The organism is Embleya scabrispora DSM 41855 (genome assembly GCF_000372745.1).
GTDB classification, from domain to species: Bacteria; Actinomycetota; Actinomycetes; order Streptomycetales; family Streptomycetaceae; genus Embleya; species Embleya scabrispora.
The window spans coordinates 22,412-43,371 of record NZ_KB889706.1; the positions used below are offsets into that span (position 1 = coordinate 22,412).

A 20,960-nucleotide genomic window follows, 5' to 3' on the forward strand; every position below is an offset into this window, starting at 1 on the left:
GTTCGTGTTGGCTTGAAGCATGTGTTGTCGACAACGTCGAAGGGGTGCGTGACGGTCGATGGTGGCCTACCTGGATGCCGCGGCCACGACTCGGGTGGACTCCCGGGTCGCGGACGTCGTCCTGCATTGGATGACCGAGGATTTCGGCAATGCCGGGAGTCGCACGCACGAGTACGGTGCGCGGGCCAAGGCTGCCGTCCAACGCGCCCGGGAGCAACTCGCCGCCGCCTTCGATGCCCGTCCGGAAGAATTGATCTTCACCAGCGGTGCGACGGAGAGCAACAACATCGCCCTGTTGGGGCTGGCTTCGCACGGCGAGGAGTCCGGCCGTCGGCACATCATCACGTCGGCGAGTGAGCACAAGGCGGTCATCGAGCCGTTGGAGCATCTGCGCTCGCGCGGGTTCGAGGTCGATTTCCTGTCGCCGGGGACGAACGGCCGCGTCGAGGTGGAGGCGATCCGCGAGCGGCTGCGGCCGGACACGTTGTTGGTGTCGTTGATGCATGTGAACAACGAGACCGGGACGGTGCAGCCGGTTGCGGAGTTGGCCCGGGTCCTGCGGGAGACGCCCACGTTCCTGCACGTCGACGCGGCGCAGGGATTCGGGAAGCTCCCGGAGGATCTGACCGCGCCGATCGATTTGATCAGTGTCAGCGGTCACAAGATCGGCGCCCCCAAGGGGGTGGGCGCGTTGGTGATGCGCCGACGCGGCTGGGATCGGATCCCGCTGACGCCGTTGATGTTCGGTGGGGGCCAGGAGCGCAAGCTGCGTCCGGGGACGCTGCCCGTGCCGTTGATCATGGGGCTGGCGAAGGCCGAGGAGGTCTTCCGGAGCGGGCACGCGGTGTGGCGGGAGCAGGCGCTGGCGTATCGGGAGGAGCTTTTGGAGGCGCTCGCGGCGACGCGTTTTCGCCTCAACGGGGATCCCGTGCACACGGTGCCGCACATCGTGAACGTGTCGTTCGAGGGTGTGGACGCGGAGGCGTTGATCGTGCGGGTCAAGCACCTGGTGGCGCTCTCGACGGGTTCGGCGTGCACGAGTGCGTCCTATACGCCCAGTCACGTGTTGATCGGGATGGGGCTGGATCCGCAGGTGGCGGCGAACGGGTTGCGTCTGTCGTGGGATCCGCGTCAGGCGCGCGACCTGGACCCCAAGGAGTTCGCCGTGTTGGTGGGCGAGCTGCAGCCGTAGTCGGCTTTCAGTGCGGGGCGGCGTCGCGGCGGATCAGGCGGTGGCCGCGCAGGGTGCGCGCGCAGCGGGCAAGTTCGGCCTCCCAGCCGGTCTCGGTGGCGATCAGGTGCGGGCGGGCGTACAGGCCGGCGCGGGCCTCGGCGGCGGTCAGGCGCCGGTATTTGGGGGCGTCGGGATCGTCGGGCGCGAGGAATTCGTGTTTGCGGTGCAGCACGGGCCGATCGGCGTCGTCGGTGTGGGAGCGGAACGCGGCCTCGAGGGTCTTGAGGTCGACTGTGTAGGAGCCAGCCAGGCGCGGGTGGGCGTCGGTGTCGAAGTCGGGGTAGTCCAGCCATGCCACGGAGCGTCCGCGGTGGGCGAGTTTGGCGATGGTCCACGTCTGGGGGCGTCCGGCGGCGATGGCGGCGCAGTGTTCGTACAGGCGCAGCACGATGGGCAGGCGGTCGACGGCGCGGCGGTGGACGTACAGCGCGGTGGGGCTGACCGTGCCGGCGGTGGAGGCGTGCATGGCGCCGTGGAGGTAGGTGTCGTCGCGGAGTTTGAGCAGGAGTCGGTCGGCGCGTCTGCAGGCTTCCTTGTAGGAGGCGAAGAACGCGCGGACGTCGAGTTGCACGGCCAGGGGGAGGCTGCCGAAGGGGCCTCGTCCGTTGAAGAGTTCGACGGCGAGGAAGAGCAGGGTGTCCAGGGTCGTGCGGCGGGCGCCCGCGGCGGTCTTGTCGGGGTCGGCGGTGGTGCGGACCAGGCGGTGGACCTCGGTGGGTCGCAGGTGCTCGAGGAGGGCGGCGGTGGTGGCGGGCATCTCCTCGGGGCGGGGGGTGCGGCCGCGGCGTTCGGTGTGGTCGACGGCGGCGGCGATGGCGGCGGTGGTGTCGCCGGTGGCGGGCCACGGGACGTGGGGGATGATCCGGCGGGCCAGGAACGCGACGCGTTCGCGGTCGTCCTTGAACGCGTAGACGATGCCGGGGGCGGCGGCGACGCAGCGGGTGCCGGTGGTGTCGCGGACGAAGTCGCGGAGTTCGCGGGCGCCGAACAGGTGCTGGAAGGTGCCGCGGCCAGTGAGGATGCCGTCGGTGTATTCGTCGCCCCTGACGCGGGAGCGGTCCCAGGTCAGGCGGGCGGAGGCGATCAGGACGCCGTCGGCCAGTTCCCAGGCGCGGCGCAGGGTGTCGCGGCGTTCGGCGGGGTCCTCGATGACGTTGAGGACGTAGGTGAGCAGGACGACGTCGGCGGGGGCGAGGGGGGTGTCGGGGCGGTAGTGGGGGTCCCAGCCGTCGGCGGTGATCTGCATGTGGCGCAGGGCGCGCAGGTCGCCGCCGCGTCCGCAGCCGTAGTCCAGGACGCTGGTGTGTGGGGTGATCTGTTGGTCGGCGACGGCTTGGCGGGCGGGGACCGACAGTGCGGTGCGTCCGATGGCGGTAAGTCGGCGGTCGCTGCCCCACGTTCGTGCCACGGGCACCATCCTGGCCCATGTGTGGCGTCGGGTGTTCCGGCGGGGAGGGCGTGGACGCCGGGGCCGGCGTCGCGTCGGTTTACCGCCGGTGGGGGCGGTCGTGGTCGGTGCCCGGGGGAGGCGACCTCGCCCCATGGTCGGTCGCCGGGTCGGTGGGGGCGTCGGCCGGCGGTGCGGTTTTGGTGGTGGTGGCCGGGCGGTCAGCCGCGCAGGGTCAGGGTCCCCGGTGTGCCGGGGCTGCCCGGGATCAGGCGGGTGGTGATGGGCCAGGGGCCCCCGCCTTCGGTGATGCCGCCGTAGGGGACGGCGATGGCGCGGGTGGCGTGTTTCTTGTGGGTGAAGACGAGGAGGGCTCCGACGCCGGAGTAGTAGTCGGAGCCGCTGGCGGTGCCGTCGGAGAGGTCGACGCGGTCGCCGGTGGCGGTTTCGATGTCCTTGCGGGAGGCGCCTTCGAAGAAGACGTAGACGTTGTCCCAGGGGAAGGTGGTGAGGTCGCGGAGGGCGCCTTCGCGGCCGTGTTCGCCCAGGTCCTTGACGCCGGCGGCGAGTCGGTCGTGGGCCTTGCCGTCGATCTCGACGCCGACGCGGCCGGAGGAGTCGGCGCACGCGGTCAGGAGCAGGGCGAGGATCAGCGCGAGGGTCGCTGCCGGGAAGGTCCGGTGTCGTGTCAACTGACCGTCGATCCGTTGTCGACGCCGTTGCCGGGGTCGTAGCCGTTCTTCTCGGGTTGGTCGCGCGGAGGGCCCTGCGGTGGGGCTCCGTGGGCGGGCAAGGGCGGATCGGGCTTGGGGATGACGGTGTGCCGGCCGATCTCCTCCTGGTCGCTGTAGACGAGTTCGTGGTTGCGGTCCACCACGACGGCTTGTCCCTCGCGGACGGCCCGGTCCACGTAGTCGGCGAGTTCGCCGGGGGAGGCGTTGGGGTGTTCCTGGGCGATGCGGCGGCCGAGGTCGTTGTTGTACAGGTCCATGGCCTCTCGGTGGCCGGGGTTGCCCGGTAGTCCTTCGTGGGCGGTGGTGTACTTGGCGGTCCAGTCTGCCCCGAATCGCTGGGTGAGTAGGGCGTTCCAGTAGGTGTGGCGGAAGGCGTCCTGGTGGTCGTCGTTCTTGTCGTCGGAGGTGAACCGTTTCTGGGCCTCGGCGAATGCTTCGTCCTTGATGTCGGAGAAGTCTTTCTGGGCGAGCCATCCCAGGCGGTCCAGGAGTTCGGCCTCGGTGCGGGTGACCTGTTGTTGGCCGGTGAAGAAGCCGATGATCCCGCCCGGCCACTTGGTGGTGCCGTGGGGGTCGTCCATGGCCTGGAAGTCGGTGAGGATGTCGGCGCCGTTGCCGTCGCGTCCGAGGGTGGCGTGCGGGTTGAACGAGTCGTCGCGGGCGCTGACGTCCTGGTAGATATCCCATTGGGCGTCGTTGTCGGCCTGGGTGGCCTGGGCGAGGGCCTGGCCGACACGCCAGGCGAAGTCGCGGGCGCGGTTGGTGTAGTCGGTGTTGAGTTGGGCGGCGGCGAGGCCGTCGCCGCTGACGGACAGGGCTTGGGCGACCTCGTCGGGGATGCGCCAGTCGACGCCGCCGTCCTCGCGGACGGTGAACTCGGGAAAGCGGGCGATCTCCTCCAGCACGGTGCGCAGGGAGGTCTGGGCGCTCGTGAAGGCGGTGTGGGCGTCGGAGATCGCGCGGGACAGGGCTGCGGCCTGGGCGGCGGCGAGGCCGAGTTGGCGCTGGGTCTCGGCCAGGCGGGCGCGTGCGGTGTCGGCGACGGTGCCGCTCCAGCCGTTGAGGCCGGGGGAGTTGACGACTTCGCCTCGGTGGCGTTCGGACAGGCCCTGGATTTTGGCCCGGACGGTCTCCCAGGCGGTGGCGGCTTCGGCGAGGGGGGCGATGTTCGCGTCCCGGAGCTGGGTGAGCGTGAGCACGGCTCAACCGCCCATCGTGCGGGTGACGTGGACTTCGGTGCGGGCGTACTCGTCGGCGGTCAAGCGCAGTCCGGTGGCGGATTCGCCGAGTTTGCGCTCCAGTGCGGCGGCTTGGCGGTCCCAGGTGGAGGCCAGTTCGGTGAGTCGGCCCGCGGTGCGCCAGCCGGGGAGTCCCGCGGCGGCGGCTTGGGTGGCGGGGACGGCGGTGCGGGCACCGGGGCGGAAGTCGCCGAGGATGCGGTCCTGGGCGGTGGCCGCGGCGCGCAGGTGTTCGGGTGCCACGCGGAAGTCCGGTGCCGCTTGCCCGGGAGTCGAGGGTGGTGTGGGCGGTGTCCCGGGTTGGGGCTTGGGTAATCCGGGGTCCGCCTGCCGGCCGCCGGGAGGCGGCGGCCCGGTGGGGCCGGGTTTGGGCGGGTCGTCGTTCGCGGCCTGGGTGTGGGCGGTCGGATGGAGTGCGCGTTCTATCTTGCTCATACCCTCCCCCGGGGGTTGATGCGGTGGCACCGGGCGTGAGGCTAACAGGGTGACGGGCCGCGTTGGGGTTCGTTTCGCGAGTGGATCATCGTGGGGCGATCGGTGCGGGGCTGCGAGGCGGACCCGGCGGCGGGTGTCGCAGGGTGGGCCGGGGCCGGGATCTGGTCCGAGATTGTGTGGCGGGGCAGTGAGTGCGTCTTGTCGGGGCGGTGTTCGTTCCCTCGGGCCGGGCGTCGTGGGCGGGTGGCGTCGCGTGCGGCGGTCGACGGTGGTGTGCCGGGCTGGGAACAGCCGGCAGCGACCGAAGCGACCGGACATCGCAAGTGGGCCGAGGCCCGTCCGCCACCTTGTCGGAGCACGGGATCCGCCTGTGACTGATTCCCCGTCGTCGTTGTCGACAGTCGGTGTGGGGTGGAGGCGGCTGTCGGCAAGCTCTCCACCGGGTACGCACACTCGCCACAATTACTCACCGAGAACGGCTCGCACTGCCGCGAGACGCTCACTGGACTCGGCTATCCACTCCTCGCCCATGTCCAGAGGCACGGAGACGACGATCTGGGTGCTGGGGCCGTCGTGCACCTCGACCACGTACGGATCCTCGGTAATGAACCGGAGATAGGCCGAGCTGCCCGCGCGGGGCCAGTCGGCTCTCACGGGTTCGACCGGTCCACCCTCCTGCTCGGCCCCCGCAATGGCTTCCAGGAGTCGGCTCCAGTCCGTGAGGTCCTCGGAGTCGAACCCGAGATGGACCGTGCCGTTCACGAAGCCGCTCGTGACGACGGCCTCCGCGTCGTAGTACCGCACGCCCAGGCTTTCCGCGGTGGGCGTGGTCGAACGCAGACGGACGCTGACGCTCTGGACGGAGTCGGCCAGCCGGATCAGCTCCATCGCATCGGGCTGTGTGTTCGTGTCCATCACCGGGAACCTACGGCACACATTCGGGCGTCACCCCGACGGGTCCACCGGACGCCGTCAGAAGCTCGATGTGCGCGGTCGAGCGCCGTGATCGCCGTGCGGCGGCCGGCTCCGGTCGGGGTTGCCGGGCCGTGTAGTGGCGCTGGTCCCGAATGAGGGTCCACGGGATGTCGAGCGGATGTGGTCGCTTGATGGTGGTCCTTGGGCGGCCGGGGCGGCCCGGCTGAGCGTCGTGGTCGGCCCGGAAGGGCTGTCATTCTTACCTTCGGGGTTCACGAGCCGCCGAAGGTGTACAAGCAGGCTGCATAGGATCCCCGGATGTCAGTCACCAGTTACCTCCGGCAGGGACCGCGAGTGGCCATACGCCGCGTCTGTCGTCAGGACTACGACGAGCTCACAGCGCTGGCCCGGGAGAGCGCGGAGATGCTTCGCCGCTGGGTGGGCGCTCGCGAGAACACGGTGGAGGGGTTCGAGAGCTACCTCGGGCGGATCCAGCAGCCGACCCACGAGGGCTTCGTGATCTGCCTGCGCGACGCCGGCACGATCGTGGGCGGAGTCAACATCAACAACATCGTCAGGGGCGCCCTCCAGAGCGGAACCCTGGGCTATACCTCCTACGCCTCCACGACCGGCCGGGGCTATATGACCGAAGGACTGGGGCTCGTGGTACAGCTCGCCTTCGGCCCGCTGGAACTGCACCGGCTCGAGGCGAACATCCAGCCGGACAACACGCCATCGCTGAACCTCGTCAAACGCCTGGGCTTCCGGCGCGAGGGCTACTCGACCGCCTTCCAATACATCGACGGCGAGTGGAGGGACCACGAGCGATGGGCCATCACCGCCGAGATGACACGAACGGCAGCACAGCTCACGAACGTCCCCCACCGCCCCTCAGGAGAGAAGGGGAGCCGGCCTCCTGCGGGCCGGCCCTGATGCTCATCCGGGCCAACTCGACCGCTCGGGAACCAACTCAAAGCGCCGACCACAGCGGGGGCTGGGTGCTTCACTCGGTGGATGAGCACCTGGAATGGCGGGGCTGAGTTTTTCGGTTGGCGAAGCGTCCGGCTCGGCGAACGAGACGTGAATGCCTGGGCCTCGCCGCTCCTACTCCGACATGACTGTCAACCGGTGGTGCGGTCGGCGGGGTTGTCCCGCCGCAGGTACGCAGCAGCCGCGTAGGCCGCCCAGTCGTGGGGTGCGTTGGTGTTCCAGGCACCCGCGTGTTGACTCTGCACCGGAGCGACGGTGTCGCCGAGGTGGATCCCGAGGCGGATGGCGATCCTTTCGGAGGCTTCCAGCAGGGCTTTCGGGTTCTGTCGGCACTTCTCGATCCAGTGCCGGATGATCTCCGCTCCGTCTTCGTGGACCAGTTCCGGAAGCCACGAAAGGTCGGTCTCCTGGGCGTCCACGGCACCGACAACGGCGCCGGCTCGGCGCGCGTGCATGGTGATGCCGTGTGCGTGTCCCGCGTCGGGGCCTATCCACGCATGCTCATGCAGCAGACGTCCACGAACGCCGAGAACACCCTGGCCGATGCCGTGGTAAAGGACTGCGCGGTCGAGCGGGTCGGCGGCCAACTTCATGGCTCCGGAGGCGGATCGAGCCCCGATCCCGTCCACCCACGCGTACAGGCCTTCCTCGTCCATCAGCGGACACTGCTCCCACGGCACCGGATTCCAGCGGATGCCGAGAACTCCCAGACCGGCGCTGATACCTCGGGGAGTGATGATGTCGAGCGCAATCCGAGCGGTGTACCGATTCATAGGTTCGTCCTATGTTCACTACGGCAGTGGCAGGACGTTCTAGCAAAGGTGACCGACAGCCGGTCACATCGGTGCCCAAGGTCTGGCGGATCGGCTGCATCCCCGGCTTTGAAGGCTTCGCCGACTCGGGGGCTCGCCTGCCGGCTCGAGCGCTCGGTCGCACCGGCGAATGCCGTGTTGCGTTGCGGTGATCGGTGAGGAATGGGTGTCGACGAAACGTCGGAGTCGACGGATGGTGTGCCGACGTTCTAGAGGTTGCCAAGGTCGCTCATCGCGGCGAATCGGAGCACGGAGCGACGAAGGAGTTCGAGGAACTGCGGAAAGTCGTCGGCGACCCTATCGAACTCGCCTTCGTGCACGGAAGCCGTTCGGGACTTGTGGACAACACCGCCCCAGTCGGCGACGAACTGGTGCCTCCCGCCATCCGAGCCGATCACCATGCCGCCGGGGTCGTCCGCCAACGGGATGAAGACCGCGCCCTCGTCCGTCAGTCGCCGCAGGACCTCGCTCACGGAGTACAGGAAGTAGCCGTTGCCCACGTCTTCCAGCACGACGTTGCCGATGCACTCGTAGTACGTCTCGCTGTCGGGGAAGCACAGCGGTTCACGGCCGAAGTCCACCGCCGCGCGGCGGTCTTCCTCGTCGGGGGCGTGAATCGCGTTGGTTCCCGGGGGATAGCCGTACGTTTGCTCGAACGTGGCGGTCATCGCGTTCACGGCATTCGTGATGTCCGCGCGCCACGACGATAGCCACGCCGCGGAAAAAGGGATCTGATCCATGCCCTCGGATCATGCCGGGCACCGCCACCGGCATCCGTGCCCGGGAAGGATTGCTCGGCGGCTTCGCGGGTGACGGTGTGCCCGGCCTGTATCCGTGCATGAGGTGATGCGACCGGTGGCGGGGCGAAGGAGTCGACCGCCTCAAGGGCTGTGCAGGGTTCGATGGCCCCATCTGGTGTTCGGGTTGTCGACCCATTCGAAGCCGGGGGCGTTCGAGGGAGTCGGCGAGGCCTGCCCCGCGGTCGAGATCGGTGGAGGCGGACCTGTCACGGGGTATCAGTGTTCGGCGACCCGGTGTGAGGGAGCGCAAGCGACCGACAGTCTTCGGTCGCTGCTTCGGTCGCTCCGTGAAAGTGCAGGTCAGAGCGCTACCGGCGCCAGATCAGCGACCGAAGCGACTGAACTTTTGCATTATGACGACATTGGCGCGTGTGCGTGTGCGTGTCATAGATACCGACCTTCAGTCGCTTCAGTCGCTGTTTTCCTTAGTGTTCAGGCCCTGACCTGCGGTTTCCCTTCAGCGACCGAAGCAGCGACCGAAGCGACTCAGTCGCTGGGTCGCTGTTCTCCCGGTCGCTGACACGCGGGGAAGCCGACGTGAGGTCGAGGAGGGGGCCGTCCGCTAGCCTGTCGTGTCGCAGCAATATCGGGACGTGAGTCGCTTCAGTCGCTTTCGGTCTCGGTTGTTGCTCTGACCTGCACTTTCGTACAGCGACTGAAGGACGGATGTCGATCGACAGGCGTAGTCCGCGGCGGGGAACGGGTGGGTGCTCGACGTCCTCTCGCCGGATGTCGGCAGGCGCGGGCGGGTCGGCGGCGGGTCCGGTCGGTCGCTGCGCGGGTTCTCGGGCGGGGGCTTCGGTCGCTGTGCCGGTTCCGTCGGAGGGTGGTGGGAGTGTGACGGCCGAGCAGGGCGCCGCCGAGTCGGCGGCGCCGGACGCGTTGACCGTGGCGCGCTGGTGCGCGCGTTCGGGCTGGCCGGTGCATCCCCTGGCGCCGCGGCGCAAGACACCGCCGGCGAACTGCGAGGCGTGCCACGCGCCGGGGCACTCCCACGTGGACTGCCCGTGTATCCCGGCCGGTCGGTGGTGTCACGGCTTCCACGCGGCCACGCTGGATCCCGAGCGCATCCGCGCGTGGTGGGGGCGTGGCTCGCGTTTGGGTGTGGCGGTGGCATGCGGGCCGGCGGACCTGGTGGTGATCGACGTCGACGCGCACGGCCCGCCGGTGCCGGAGCGCGATCGGCTCCTGCCCGGTATCGCGATCGGCGAGGACGTGGACCTGGCGGGCCTGTCCACGGGCTTCCACACTTTGGCGTTGCTTGCGGCCCTGCGGGGGGCACCCGATCCCGCGACCGACGAGGGGACGTTGCGGGTGCGGACGCCGTCCGGGGGCCTGCACGTGTGGTATCGCACGCCGCCGCGGCGGTGGTTGTGCTCGACCGGTTCGAGTACGGGACGTGCGCTGGCGTGGCAGGTGGACGTGCGTGCCAGCGGCGGGTACATCGTCGCGCCCGGTACGGTCACCCACGCCGGGACCTACGTGCCGGTGGGGTCGTGTCGTGTTCCGGCGCCGCTGCCGACGTGGCTGGTCCGGGAGTTGGAGCGCACCGGCCACGCGGATCGCCCCGCAGTGCCGGTGCGGGTGGGTGTTCCCGCCCGGGCTCGGGCGGCGGTCGCCGCTGCGGGGGGTCATCGCGATGCCGCGGCGCGGGTGTTGGCGAACGCGGTGCAGGAGGTGGCGGATTGCGCCGCGACCGCGTTCGGCGCCGGGTTCAATGCCAAGCTCAACCGGGCCGCGTTCATCGTGGGCGGTCTGGTCGCGGCGGGTCATCTCGGGGTGGGCGAGGGCGAGCGGATGTTGCTGGAGGTTGCGGGACACGCGCGTCCCGGGCACGAACAGCGGTCCCTGGCCACGATCCGCGGCGGCATGGCCGCCGGTGCCGCGCGGCCGCTGTACCCGGGGGGTCGCCCGTGAACGGTGTTCCGCAGGGGGGTTTCGACGCGGCGGCGGTCGCCGCGCAGATCCTCGCCCAGCAGTCCACGTCCGTGCCCGCCCAGGGGAGCCCGATGCAGGGGGTGCTGCCCGGCACGGTGACGGCGCGCGGTCTGGTGCCCGACTCGCTCAGCGACCGTGGGAACGCGAAGTCGTTCGTCGCGTTGTACGGGCGCGACTTCCGGCACGTGCCGGGGCTGGGCTGGTATCGGTGGGAGGGGCACCGGTGGCAGCTGGACGAGGACGACGGGGTGCTGTGGGCGGCCGGCGACATGGCCGAGACGCTGGCGGTCACCGACGCCGAGGGCAGGTATTCGGACACGGACCTGCGGCGGCATCGGCGGCGGTCGCTGTCCACGTCCGGGCTCAAGGCGCTGCTCATGCAGGCGCAGGCGGCGCCGGGCATGGTGCTCAAGGCCGAGCATCTGGACTCCGATCCGTACGCGTTGTGCACGCCCGGCGGCATCGTGGACCTGCACACCGGGGCGGTGGTGGCGCCGGATCCGGAGAAGCACCCTCACTCGCGGTCGTGCGCGGTCGCCCCGCGGGCGATGCCCACGCCGCGGTGGATGCGGTTCCTCACCGATACCTTCGGCGACGACGCCGAGGGCGCGGAAATGATTGACTTCCTGCATCTGTTGCTGGGGTACTCGGTCACCGGCGACGTCGGCGGGCAGATCATGCCGTTCCTGTACGGGCTGGGCAAGAACGGCAAGAGTGTCCTGCTCGACGTCCTGGTCACGCTGTTGGGCGACTACGCGGACGCGGCGCCGCCGGGTTTCTTGATGGCGAAGCCGTTCGAGGGGCATCCCACCGACCTGGCGGAGTTGCACGGGCGGCGGGTGATCGTGTGTTCCGAGCTCAAGCCCGGGGATCGGTTCGACGAGGCGCGGTTCAAGCTGTTGACCGGTGGCGACCGGTTGAAGGCGCGGCGGATGCGGCAGGACTTCTTCAGTTTCGAACCCACGCACAAGCTCTGGTTGTTGGGCAACCACCGGCCGGAGGTCGGCACGGGCGGTTTCGCGTTCTGGCGGCGGATGCGGCTGATCCCGTTCGAGAGGGTGGTCGCGGACGAGCAGCGGGTCGACAACCTGGCGCAGGTGCTGGTGTCGGAGGAGGGGCCGGGGATCCTGGCCTGGTTGGTGGACGGCGCCCGCCGGTATCTGGGGGGCGACCGGGACCTGACCGGGCCGCCTCGGGTGCGGGTGGCCACGCACGCGTACGCCGAGACGGAGGACCACATCGGTCGGTTCGTCGCGGAGCGGTGTCGGATGGGGTCCACGATGCGGGCGGAGCAGACGGGGTTGTACGCGGCGTACAGGACGTGGTGCGGCTTCGAGGACGCGACGCCGGTTTCCGCGCGGGCGTTCGCGGTGAGGATCCGGGAAGCGGTCGGTCTTTCGTCGCCGCGGCAGATGATGACGTCCAACCAGCGCAAGTATTACCCGGGCATCGGGTTGCTCGGCGAGCACGAGGAGACGTCGTGAGTGCCCTGATCACGGCCAAGCAGATCGCCCACGAGATCGACATCGTGTGGTTGGAGGATCCTTCCGGGCTGGACTACGTGCGCCAGGTGCTGGATCGGCTGCCGCGGCGTACCGGGGTGCCGGCGTTCCATCGGGACGGGCGGATGGTGGGGTACGCGTTGCTGGGGCCGGGGGCGCGGAGTTCGCCGGCGTCGGGGACGTATCGGCGGCGGGTGTTCTGGTTGGCGCCGCACGATCGGGACCGGGTGCCGGACGGGGCGTACGTGTCGGGGGCGCCGTCGGAGGCGGTGGACCCGCGCACGCTGGAGCCGCGGGTGCCGGGCTACAAGACGGAGCGGTCGGAGGGCGGCCCGCCGTCGGAGGCGATGCGCGAGTTGGGGATAACGCTGCCGAAGGGGTAGGAGGTGGGCCGTCGGGCGTGTCGGTAGCGACTCTCAATGAGGAAGAGCGGCCGTCGTGAGGTCCGTGTCATGCGTTGCTGCGTCGCTCCGGAGGCTCGAGCTGGTACTTCCTGTCCTCCCGCAGGAGCGTCCAGAGCATCCTGATCTGGCGCCGCGCAACGCAGATGACAGCAGCCGAATGCCGCATTCCCTGGGCGCGTTTCCGGTTGTAGTAGTCGCGATCCCGTTGATGATGGAAACAGGCGGCCTGGGCGGTAAGGAAGAGGGCCCTCTGCAAGGGACGGCTGTATCTCTTCGGCCTAACGTTGACGCCCGTCCTTGTCCCGGAATCGCGCGAGACGGGCACCATTCCGGCGGCCGAAGCGAAATGCCCCTCCGTGGCGTAGGCCGAGAAGTCGCCGGCCGCGACGAGGAGTTCAGCGGCCAGGATGTGTCCCATGCCGGGCATCGACAGCAGGATGGGCCCCTGGGGATGCTCGTTGAGCATCTTTTCCATCTGCTTCTCGGCCCTGGCAATCCGCTCGGTGAGGTTCAGGATGCTGTTTGCCAAGTCTTCGATGATCTGGGCGGCGGCATCCTCGCCAGGCAGCGAGGTCTGCTGAGCTTTCGCCGCCTCGATGGCCAACTCCGCGACGCCGTGGGGCAGTCGAACGCCTCGCTTGGCGAGCCATGCCGTCAGCCGGCTGTGTCCCATTCTGCGAAGTGCGGCCGGCGTCTGGAACCCGGTCAGCAGCACCATGGCGCCCTTGTGTGCGGAGAAGTTGAACGCGCGCTCCAGGGCGGGGAAGACCCCGGTGAGGGTGTCTCGCATCCGGTTGTAGGCGCGGGTGCGGTCCCGCACCAGGTCGGTGCGGTGCGATGTGAGCAAGGTGAGGTCGGACATGATCTGAGCTGGGATCTTGAGGTCCGAGAGCCGGTCTGCGGCGAAGACGGACGTCCTGGCGATGACGTGCGCGTCGTTGGCGTCGGTCTTGTTCTCGCTCCCGAGGGCCCTCGACATCTGCTTGACCAGGGTGCCGCTGATGTACCGCGGGTTCTGGCCGTGGGCAATAAGGAGTGCCACCAGCAGAGAGGAAGGGCTGCTGGAGATGTCGATGGCCCAGTTCACCTTCGGTGCCAGGCCGAGGATTTCACCAAGGCCGGCCAGGATCTCGTCTTCGCCGTTGATGATCTTCTTCGACAACAGCGTCTTTCCGGTCGCGTCCACGGCGCAGGCCCAGTGGTGGCCCTTTCCTGCGTCGATTCCGACCCAAACTTCGTTCATCCCCACCCTGCGGCCCCTCCCGGATTTCGGTCTTCTGGCCGGCAGGGCGCTCACTCGCTGAGTCCGTACAGAGCGGCTCAACCGCATCTCTCAATAAGCAAGTACGAGCGACCCGGAGGCCAGCCGGACCAGTCGCTGCGAGCCCCCGAAGGGCAGACCGAAGCTAGCCGCATCTGGCCTCCCGGCCACGAATCAGAACGATTGGATAGCCCTGAAGATGTGGTCGTGTGATCAACGCCACAGCGAAGTCGCGGTGAATGTCGAGAACAGTGTTTCGGTGACTCGAGAAGAACCCGGGCGGTTGCCCACCTGTCTCGTCCATAAGAAAGCGGCCGAGCCGCAGCTCTCAATCAGCAGCGAAGGCGAGCCACCGGAGATTCCGGCCGCCCATCGCCGCCCGGGTCGCGAGACACCATAGGACAGCGAGGACGGCCCCGGGGCGCAGTTCAGGCAGCTTCACTGGTACGGACCGAAGCGATCGGGTTTTCGGGGTCGGGACTCGGTAGCGTGGTGTCTCACGGTGGAATCATTCCGGTTGGTCTGGGAGTGGTTGCCCTACCAAGGTGGTTCGGCAGGTGACCAACCTCTTCGCGGACAGGACGCGAGGAAAGAACTTGCTGGTCAGGCAGCATTCAGGAAGGCTTTTTGCCTCAATAGCCGAATTAACATTACGAAATGGCATTGCTCCCAGAAACGTGTAGGTCGGGAAGGGAAGTCCCCACGCGGGTGGGGGTGAGCCGTTCTTCCTCGACCTGGTCGAGCGCACGCTGTTGAAGTCCCCACGCGGGTGGGGGTGAGCCGCCTGGGCCGGATGCCCCAACTACACCGAGCCCGAAGTCCCCACGCGGGTGGGGGTGAGCCGACCGGCGGGCGGGCGTCGAGGACCGCGTTCACGAAGTCCCTACGCAGATCTCGAAAGGGCCTTTGCCGCCCACACGCGCACGCGACACCTCAACTCATAGGTAGACATAGCAGATTAGATGCTTACAAAATTCTTGATAAGCATGAAGTAATCAGTATGGGATTTTCCGGCCAGTCGGTCTGGCGACGGACATGATCGCCATGCGGGAGCGCGGATTTTGAGGTGCCAACTACCTCGCCCCTCTGCGCCCGCGGCGGACCCCACGAGTCGTCGTTCGCGCCATCGACCGGTCACGTCCTGCTGTTCAGCTACTGCCTTGACCGACGGGTACCTGACGCGGGGGAAGGTAAATTTCACCACGTACCGGGCGATATTTCTTGTACTCGTTACGGTGAAGAGCCAACCGTACCGGCCACGCGTTCTGCCCCTTCAGCGGCTTAGACGGCTTGTGCAAGGCTGGCCCTGCTTATCCCAGTACGCCACAGTAGGCAGGGGCCCGGTACTTGCAAGTGACCTCTATGGGATCGGTGCCTGCATCGTCCGGAACCGGATCGGAGTGCGCACCCGCCGCACCGTCACTCACGGTGCGGAACCGCCGGGCGAGACACACGCTCATCGGCGCGGCCCTGGACTGATACCAACGTCGGGCTGGGAATGGCTCCCGACGAGCTTCCTACCACCGAGATGGCGAGCCCGATCTTCATCGCAGCGACTTTTGTCTCACCGCGCTCAAGCCTCGCGGATTGGTTCGCAGGACCGCGGAGTGTCAACACCGCCCAGGTCCGAGGGGCTTCGGGGCGTCCGGCGATCCACGTGGACGGTGCCACGGGCCGGTTGCTGATGGCAATCCGACTGGTCAGGCCAATCCACGTCGGACGCTCGATCTAGACTGCTGAAATTCCGCCGTCGTCGAGAGGTATCCATGCGTCCCATGCGATTCGAGCCGTGGTTGGCCGAACTGCTCAAACAGTCCGGTGCAGTTACCGACGTTGCCGTTCGTACCGAGGCCGAGGAGCAGCAGACCCCTCGACCGGGGCCGTACGGGGTCTCGCTCCGTCTGCGCAACGGCGCCACGGTCGATCTGGGCATCACTGCGGAATCAGCTCCGGGGGATCGGTACTCGGAGCCGGAACAGATCATCGAGGGACCGCCACCGGCACGCATCGAATCTGTGCCGGCGATTGATGGAGCCAAGGTGAAGGTCTCCGACATCGAAGCCTGGCTGGGCGCTCTGACAGTCAACAGCGGAAGCTCCGAGCTGCGAACGCTGAGCACGCGCTATTCGCAGGAGGAGCCGATCGGGACGATCCCTTATGGTCTCGAACTTCGCTGGCACAGCGGAGCGAAAATTCGCGTGAACTTCCAGCACGCCTACAGCTCTGGCAGTCGCCCTGGCGCGGCGTATCAGTGTCCCGACACCATCTGAATCATCGAGGAACAGCGCGCCCTCGCACGTACCTCCGTCAGGAAGGCAAGCGATGGCATCGGAGTGGCAATGCACGACGTGTAAACAAAGAGTTGGCGTGGACCAGAATGGAAAAGCCAATAAGCACACGATTCCGGGCAATCCGAATAAATGGTGCTCCGGTAGCACTGTTGAGCCCGCTCCGTAGCGGCGCCGTCGGAAGCCCCACTCGGACTGCGGCGCCACACTGTCGGCATGGGCGTGGCCCGAGCCATTACCCGATCGGGTAATGGCTCGGGCCACGCCCCATCCGGCCGCGGTGCGTCGAAGGTACGCGGAAGATGTACTGAAGGCGCACGCTGGCACCCCGCCATCCCGACTGCGAAACGACTCCGGACGCGACGCGGCCCGCACCGCCGCCACGTTCCGCATCACACATTCAGCTGGATCGTGCACGTTTGTCTCGAACCGATCCTGCACCTGCTCCACCGTAGGCGACCGCGACGAGCACCACGGGCCGAGTTGTCACCTCCGCCACTCCAGCACATCTTGGCAGGGCGCCGTCTCCGATCCGACACACGGATCTTCGCCGATCCCAACGTGTCCACCACGCCACGTTCGCGCGCTTGGGCGAACGTGACGAAGCCCGCACTCAAACCGGCGGGCCCCTGGAACGCGTCGCCCTGTGCGCCAAAGTCCCCACGCGGGTGACGACGAGCACAGTCGCGGTCGTCGTTGAGTGTGGCGCGCGGCAGGTGGATCGTGGTGGCGCGATCCGGCGGTGGGTCCCGGCGTGAGGCCAATCGGAATCCTCGGCGGGGAGGGTTCGGATCCGGCACGCGTACGTACTGTGGCCATGTCGGCGCGGTATCGTGGCCACGATGTTTCCGTGGCCCTGGGAACCTGGGAGTGGCACATCCGTGGCCACTACCCGGGAAGCCGACCCCGTCGGCCCTGTTCGTCAAGCGCCTGGGGAAGTGGAACTCCCAGAGCCGGGAGGAGTGTCCGGAAATCCGGCAGCTCGGCAATGGCGACATCGCCGTGATCAGCCGGGATCTGACCGCAGTTTACGGTTCGCGGTTGCCGGAAGGTGTGACGCTCGGGGTCGGCGAACGGCTCGTCGTCCTACCCGGCGCCAAGCTCAGCGCGGCGAAGCCGGACATCCGGTCGGCAGACGATGTCGGGTTCGCCGGCCCGTATCGGCGCGCCGATCGGCGTCTTCCCTCCGGCCATGGGCTCCGGAGCGGCACGTGAGGAACGGATCGGCGTGCGATTGCCGCCGACTCATGGGCCCGTTGATCGGGGGCTTCCGGGGGATCAACCAGTGTTTGCTGCCGCTGCGGTGTCGGTCCGGGGCCGGTGGCCGGCGGGCTTGAGGCCGGACATCTCGATGACGTGCCCTGCTGCTCGGCGCGGGTCTCCAACGAACGTCTTGTTCAACTCGTTCCACAGCTCCGGAAGAAGCTCGGCGAGGGTGTCGAGCGCTGCGTCCTGCCTGCTGTCCGTCGCGAAGATGTCGACGGCGTAGGTACGCCACTCGGGACGCTCCAGGAGCATGTTGCGGATGGCGCGGGTCAGTATTTGTCAGTCACATGAAGCGTTTGACCACGAAGTTGACCTGGAGGCATTCGCCGCGGGACTCGGTCTCGTGCCACCAGCCGCGTGGCACGAAGACCAGGCCGCCAGCCGCGATGTCCACGATGTGGGCGTCTTTGGGCATGGAGGTGGGGAACGGTCGCTGATCGGCCAGCCGCGTGCCGATGCTGTCGGGCTTCTCGTACGGAGCGGGGAAGCACTGATTCACCTGGTTGCGGATGTGACGGTTGGGGGCCAGCCGCCACTCGCGAGTGGGGGTGAGTCGTTCTCCAGCGCGTACACGATGCCGTTGCCCGGGAAGTCCCCACGTGGGTGGGGGTGAGCCGGGCGTCATTGAAACGTTCGTACAGGAGTCGCTGGCAGGTGGGGGTGAGCCGCCCCGCCCGGTGACACGGCCGAGGTCTCGGCCGAAGTGCCCATGCGGGTGAGGGTGAGCCGCCGTACCAGCCTGTCCCGAAGTCGATCGCCGGCGAACTCCCCACGCGGGTTGGGGTGACCAAGGCCCTTGCAGCCTGGCGGTGTCGTCGTAGCCGCAGGAGTGTCGCGGCGAACGCCGATCCGTTTGGCGAGGTTGATGCCGAACCGGTCGGCGATCGCAAGAAGCTGCCCGATCCGATCGATCTGTCGGCGCCCGACCTCTGCCGACTTCGGTTCCTGGCCTCGGTCGTCGGCAGCGGTGGAATGCGGATCCGTGTGGATGTTGCATGAGGGAAAGGTGCGCTCTCCTGTCCCCTTATAGGAGTAGGGAACGCGACGGACTCATCCATCAAGTCCCTTACACTCCAGTGGACTTGCCGATGTCGGCGTCGACCGTATGGCGACACCGTCCAAAGGTACGGCAGGTTCGAACACAGTGGGGCCCGACGTACAGCCGTCAGGTACCCAGAGAGGCAGCATCCCTTGCTGAAGCTCGACGACGTGCGCGTTGCGACGCTCACTGATTTGTATGAACTGGTTGGGCGTGGAAGCGCCGATCTGGATCGGCTCGACACGATCGACACGGCGTTGTGTCTGACGCTCGGTGAGAAGCGGGCGGCCGAATCGCCCGACGTCCTCATGCGCAACGTGCTGAGTGACGCCCGACGTACGATCTCGCGTTCCCGGGCAAGCGCCCGGAAGGCCGCAGCGAAACACCCCCTGAGCGACCACGCCCGCAAGCGCGTGCGCCAAGTCGGCAACGACGGCGCCGAAGTGGTGGAACTCATCACCCACGAGACGCCCGAGTCGCATGCTCTCGTTGCCGAGACCCTCGACGAGCTCGCCGTGTTCGCGGCGGGGCTCGGGGAGCACGGACCGGCTTGTCTTCGCGGCTTGTTGAGCGACCGGACACTGGCGCAGACGGCCCATGAGGCCTGCGTGTCCGTGGCCACCGTCGAGCGCACCAGGAAGGCGCTTCGGGCCCACACGAAACATCTTCTCGACACCACCCCCTGACCGGACGGAGCCGGGGTCGGCGGTTACGTCGCGCCGCCTCGATCGGGTCCGACGCGCCGCGCGGACTCGATCGGGAGCCACCGCGACACCTTCGGCCGTCGCCCCGGCCTCTGCCCTGCCGATACCTCGCATCATCCTCCACGGGAGAACGAACAACGATGTCCATGGACCAGAAACCGATTCCGGTGATGCTTTCCGGACAGGCTCTTACGAGCCTGCGCGAATCCGGCTTCAGCTTTCCCACCGCAGTCAGCGAGATCGTCGACAACAGCATTGAGGCGCGGGCAAACAACATCCATATCGTCATCGCGGAGTCGTATCGCGGCCGAAAGAAGGTCGTCGACGAGGTCGTTGTCGTCGACGACGGCGACGGCATGGATGACGAGACGCTGCAGCACTACATGCAGTTCGGCTTTTCGACGCGCTTCATGTCCACCAAGACCATCGGCAAGTTTGGGGTCGGTGCCAAACTGGCCGGACTCAGTGTCGGTACTCGCATCGAGGCGTGGACTCGGCACAAGGGCTCGGATGCCGTCCGGCACGTGATCTTCGACCTCCATGCAGTTACCAAAGCTGAGGAGAACGGCGAGGACCCGACCATCAAGCCCCCCGACAGCGAGGTACTTCCGGATCGCCTCCTGCCGTACTTTCCCGAGGGTTCCGGCACGCTGGTTTTGTGGTCTCAGATCGACAACGTGTCCGATGCACAGGGCCGCTGCACCCCTGACCATGTCCGCACCGAGCTCTCCAAGGAGATCTCGCGGGTGTTTCGCGATTTCCTTTGTGGTGGCATCCGAATCACGATCGATGGCACCACGCTGTTGCCGCACGACCCCACCTTTCAGCGTTCGGGCACCTGGGCGGACCATGTCCTCGTCGAGGAAGCGACCCGGGTCGCCGGTGGACCGGACTCCGCAGAGACGCATTTCGAGGGGATGAAGTTCGTCGATAAGGTTTTCTCCGTCCCCGGAACGGACCACGAGATTCGTGTGGTCATCACGGTGGCTCCCCGTCAGGTCGTCCGCCCGCGGGGAAGGGGTGGTGACGAGTTGGCCAAGAAGCTTCGAGTCCCGGAGAACCAAGGTGCCATCAGCTTCATGCGTCTCGATCGAGAGATCAGCTACACCAATGTTCCCAGACTGTTCCCCGATGGGGTTCTCGATCTCGATCGTTACATCGGCTTCGAGGTCTACTTCACGCCCGAGTTGGATCGCTCGATGGGTGTGCGCAACGTCAAGCGAGGTGCGGAACCGACTGACCAGATGCGCAAGACCCTGAGGAAAATCGCCCATGACTGGATTCCTTCGGCTCGCGAGGAAGTCGAGCGCATCTGGGGGGAGAAGGATCGAACGTTGAAACAGCGGACCGGCGAGCACGAGACGTTGGTCAAGGCCATCAATGACGCGGAACGCACGATGCCCAAGAGCCGCGTGCAGGAGGTGCTCACACCGGCTGAAGAACTGATGGTGCTCGCTGATCTGGCGCACGACATCGGCAAGGAGAGCAAGGAGGAGCAGGAGGCCTACATCAAGCAGGTGAAGGGTCTCCCATTCCTCGTCGAGACGGTGAACGTTGCGGGCGATCAGTTGATTCTGCTGACCCACACAGCCGACCAGACGATCGTCCGCTTGAACTCACGGCATCGTTTCTATCGAGAGATGTACGAACCGCTGAAGACGATGGCCCTTGAGGCCGGCTCGGCGGGCAATCCCCAGAATGCGGCGACGGCCAGGCGCGCCGTCGAGGCGATTCTGTTGCTGCTGGTGGCATACGCCAAGGCCGAGGCGCAACACCCCACCCCCACCGAGGAATTCAAACCACTGCGTACGCTGTGGGGCATGTTTACCGAACTCTACATGTCTAAGATCAAGGACATTTTCTAGTCGTCACCGCGCGGACTCACGGCGGAGAATCGGGTCCGCGATGGCGGATCGATCGAGGGAACCGGCGGGCGGGGGCGGTTCTGCGACTTTGGAACAGCCTGCGCGACGACCGGGTTTCCGGCGAGGCGCGAGGGGTGAGGACGGACGG

20 protein-coding genes are annotated in these 20,960 nt (G+C 67.5%); 10 read left to right on the forward strand and 10 right to left on the reverse strand.

What is annotated here, in order from left to right:
* Positions 1-58 precede the first annotated feature (58 nt).
* A complete protein-coding gene (dndA, locus tag A3IC_RS0140585) occupies positions 59-1,192 on the forward strand; it encodes a cysteine desulfurase DndA (protein ID WP_020555790.1) in 1,134 nt (377 codons plus the stop codon).
* A gap of 7 nt (positions 1,193-1,199) precedes the next feature.
* On the opposite strand, the gene A3IC_RS0140590 is transcribed toward dndA, so the two are convergent.
* From A3IC_RS0140590 to A3IC_RS0140610, 5 genes are all read right to left on the reverse strand, one after another.
* Positions 1,200-2,651, reverse strand: coding sequence for a DNA phosphorothioation-associated putative methyltransferase (locus A3IC_RS0140590; RefSeq protein ID WP_020555791.1), 1,452 nt, complete (start codon positions 2,649-2,651; stop codon positions 1,200-1,202).
* Positions 2,652-2,842: 191 nt separating this feature from the next.
* Positions 2,843-3,313, reverse strand: coding sequence for a hypothetical protein (locus tag A3IC_RS63330; RefSeq protein ID WP_020555792.1), 471 nt, complete (start codon positions 3,311-3,313; stop codon positions 2,843-2,845).
* Positions 3,310-4,554 carry a DUF6973 domain-containing protein gene (locus A3IC_RS63335; protein ID WP_020555793.1) on the reverse strand — a complete coding sequence of 415 codons (1,245 nt, stop codon included), beginning with the start codon at positions 4,552-4,554 and terminating at the stop codon, positions 3,310-3,312. The genes A3IC_RS63330 and A3IC_RS63335 overlap by 4 nt, the downstream gene beginning before the upstream one ends.
* A 3-nt stretch (positions 4,555-4,557) precedes the next feature.
* On the reverse strand, positions 4,558-5,028 hold the full coding sequence (locus A3IC_RS69255) for a type VII secretion target (protein ID WP_158696304.1): 471 nt from the start codon (positions 5,026-5,028) through the stop codon (positions 4,558-4,560).
* Positions 5,029-5,490: 462 nt separating this feature from the next.
* On the reverse strand, positions 5,491-5,943 hold the full coding sequence (locus A3IC_RS0140610; RefSeq protein ID WP_040877996.1) for a DUF5959 family protein: 453 nt from the start codon (positions 5,941-5,943) through the stop codon (positions 5,491-5,493).
* Positions 5,944-6,261: 318 nt separating this feature from the next.
* Between A3IC_RS0140610 and A3IC_RS59445 the strand changes: the two genes are divergently transcribed.
* Positions 6,262-6,876: a GNAT family N-acetyltransferase gene (locus A3IC_RS59445; protein WP_063744947.1), complete on the forward strand. Its 615-nt coding sequence runs from the start codon at positions 6,262-6,264 to the stop codon at positions 6,874-6,876.
* A 188-nt stretch (positions 6,877-7,064) separates the two neighbouring features.
* Here the strand turns inward: A3IC_RS59445 and A3IC_RS0140620 are convergent, their stop codons facing one another.
* Both A3IC_RS0140620 and A3IC_RS0140625 read right to left on the reverse strand, forming a co-directional pair.
* A complete protein-coding gene (locus A3IC_RS0140620; protein WP_020555797.1) occupies positions 7,065-7,706 on the reverse strand; it encodes a hypothetical protein in 642 nt (213 codons plus the stop codon).
* Between the two features lie 248 nt (positions 7,707-7,954).
* Positions 7,955-8,422 carry a hypothetical protein gene (locus A3IC_RS0140625; RefSeq protein WP_020555798.1) on the reverse strand — a complete coding sequence of 156 codons (468 nt, stop codon included), beginning with the start codon at positions 8,420-8,422 and terminating at the stop codon, positions 7,955-7,957.
* Positions 8,423-9,382: 960 nt separating this feature from the next.
* Between A3IC_RS0140625 and A3IC_RS0140630 the strand changes: the two genes are divergently transcribed.
* The 3 genes from A3IC_RS0140630 to A3IC_RS0140640 are packed head-to-tail and all read left to right on the forward strand — an operon-like array spanning position 9,383 to position 12,368.
* Positions 9,383-10,462 carry a bifunctional DNA primase/polymerase gene (locus A3IC_RS0140630; RefSeq protein ID WP_020555799.1) on the forward strand — a complete coding sequence of 360 codons (1,080 nt, stop codon included), beginning with the start codon at positions 9,383-9,385 and terminating at the stop codon, positions 10,460-10,462.
* The gene (locus A3IC_RS0140635; RefSeq protein ID WP_020555800.1) at positions 10,459-11,967 is read left to right on the forward strand and encodes a DNA primase family protein; all 1,509 of its coding nucleotides are present in this window, start codon (positions 10,459-10,461) and stop codon (positions 11,965-11,967) included. The genes A3IC_RS0140630 and A3IC_RS0140635 overlap by 4 nt, the downstream gene beginning before the upstream one ends.
* Positions 11,964-12,368 carry a DUF6009 family protein gene (locus A3IC_RS0140640; protein WP_020555801.1) on the forward strand — a complete coding sequence of 135 codons (405 nt, stop codon included), beginning with the start codon at positions 11,964-11,966 and terminating at the stop codon, positions 12,366-12,368. Before A3IC_RS0140635 ends, A3IC_RS0140640 begins: the two co-directional genes overlap by 4 nt.
* 67 nt (positions 12,369-12,435) lie before the next feature.
* Here the strand turns inward: A3IC_RS0140640 and A3IC_RS0140645 are convergent, their stop codons facing one another.
* Positions 12,436-13,632, reverse strand: a complete 1,197-nt coding sequence (locus A3IC_RS0140645; RefSeq protein WP_026219304.1) for an IS110 family RNA-guided transposase — start codon at positions 13,630-13,632, stop codon at positions 12,436-12,438.
* A gap of 1,793 nt (positions 13,633-15,425) precedes the next feature.
* Between A3IC_RS0140645 and A3IC_RS0140650 the strand changes: the two genes are divergently transcribed.
* Together A3IC_RS0140650 and A3IC_RS73220 are read left to right on the forward strand one after the other, a co-directional pair.
* On the forward strand, positions 15,426-15,920 hold the full coding sequence (locus A3IC_RS0140650) for a hypothetical protein (protein WP_020555803.1): 495 nt from the start codon (positions 15,426-15,428) through the stop codon (positions 15,918-15,920).
* Positions 15,921-16,808: 888 nt separating this feature from the next.
* Positions 16,809-17,153: a hypothetical protein gene (locus tag A3IC_RS73220; RefSeq protein WP_020555804.1), complete on the forward strand. Its 345-nt coding sequence runs from the start codon at positions 16,809-16,811 to the stop codon at positions 17,151-17,153.
* 63 nt (positions 17,154-17,216) lie between these two features.
* Here A3IC_RS73220 and A3IC_RS0140660 read toward each other — a convergent pair whose 3' ends face one another.
* Both A3IC_RS0140660 and A3IC_RS71820 read right to left on the reverse strand, forming a co-directional pair.
* Positions 17,217-17,456, reverse strand: a complete 240-nt coding sequence (locus tag A3IC_RS0140660) for a hypothetical protein (RefSeq protein WP_020555805.1) — start codon at positions 17,454-17,456, stop codon at positions 17,217-17,219.
* Between the two features lie 31 nt (positions 17,457-17,487).
* Positions 17,488-17,619: a cupin-like domain-containing protein gene (locus tag A3IC_RS71820; protein WP_245599802.1), complete on the reverse strand. Its 132-nt coding sequence runs from the start codon at positions 17,617-17,619 to the stop codon at positions 17,488-17,490.
* Between the two features lie 368 nt (positions 17,620-17,987).
* Here A3IC_RS71820 and A3IC_RS69260 point away from each other — a divergent pair, with 368 nt between their 5' ends.
* The 3 genes from A3IC_RS69260 (at position 17,988) to A3IC_RS0140675 (ending at position 20,812) form a co-directional block, all read left to right on the forward strand.
* Positions 17,988-18,203 carry a hypothetical protein gene (locus tag A3IC_RS69260; protein WP_158696305.1) on the forward strand — a complete coding sequence of 72 codons (216 nt, stop codon included), beginning with the start codon at positions 17,988-17,990 and terminating at the stop codon, positions 18,201-18,203.
* A 192-nt stretch (positions 18,204-18,395) separates the two neighbouring features.
* Positions 18,396-18,929 carry a hypothetical protein gene (locus A3IC_RS0140670; RefSeq protein ID WP_106669157.1) on the forward strand — a complete coding sequence of 178 codons (534 nt, stop codon included), beginning with the start codon at positions 18,396-18,398 and terminating at the stop codon, positions 18,927-18,929.
* A gap of 158 nt (positions 18,930-19,087) precedes the next feature.
* The gene (locus A3IC_RS0140675) at positions 19,088-20,812 is read left to right on the forward strand and encodes an ATP-binding protein (protein WP_106669158.1); all 1,725 of its coding nucleotides are present in this window, start codon (positions 19,088-19,090) and stop codon (positions 20,810-20,812) included.
* The last annotated feature ends 148 nt before the right edge of the window (positions 20,813-20,960 follow it).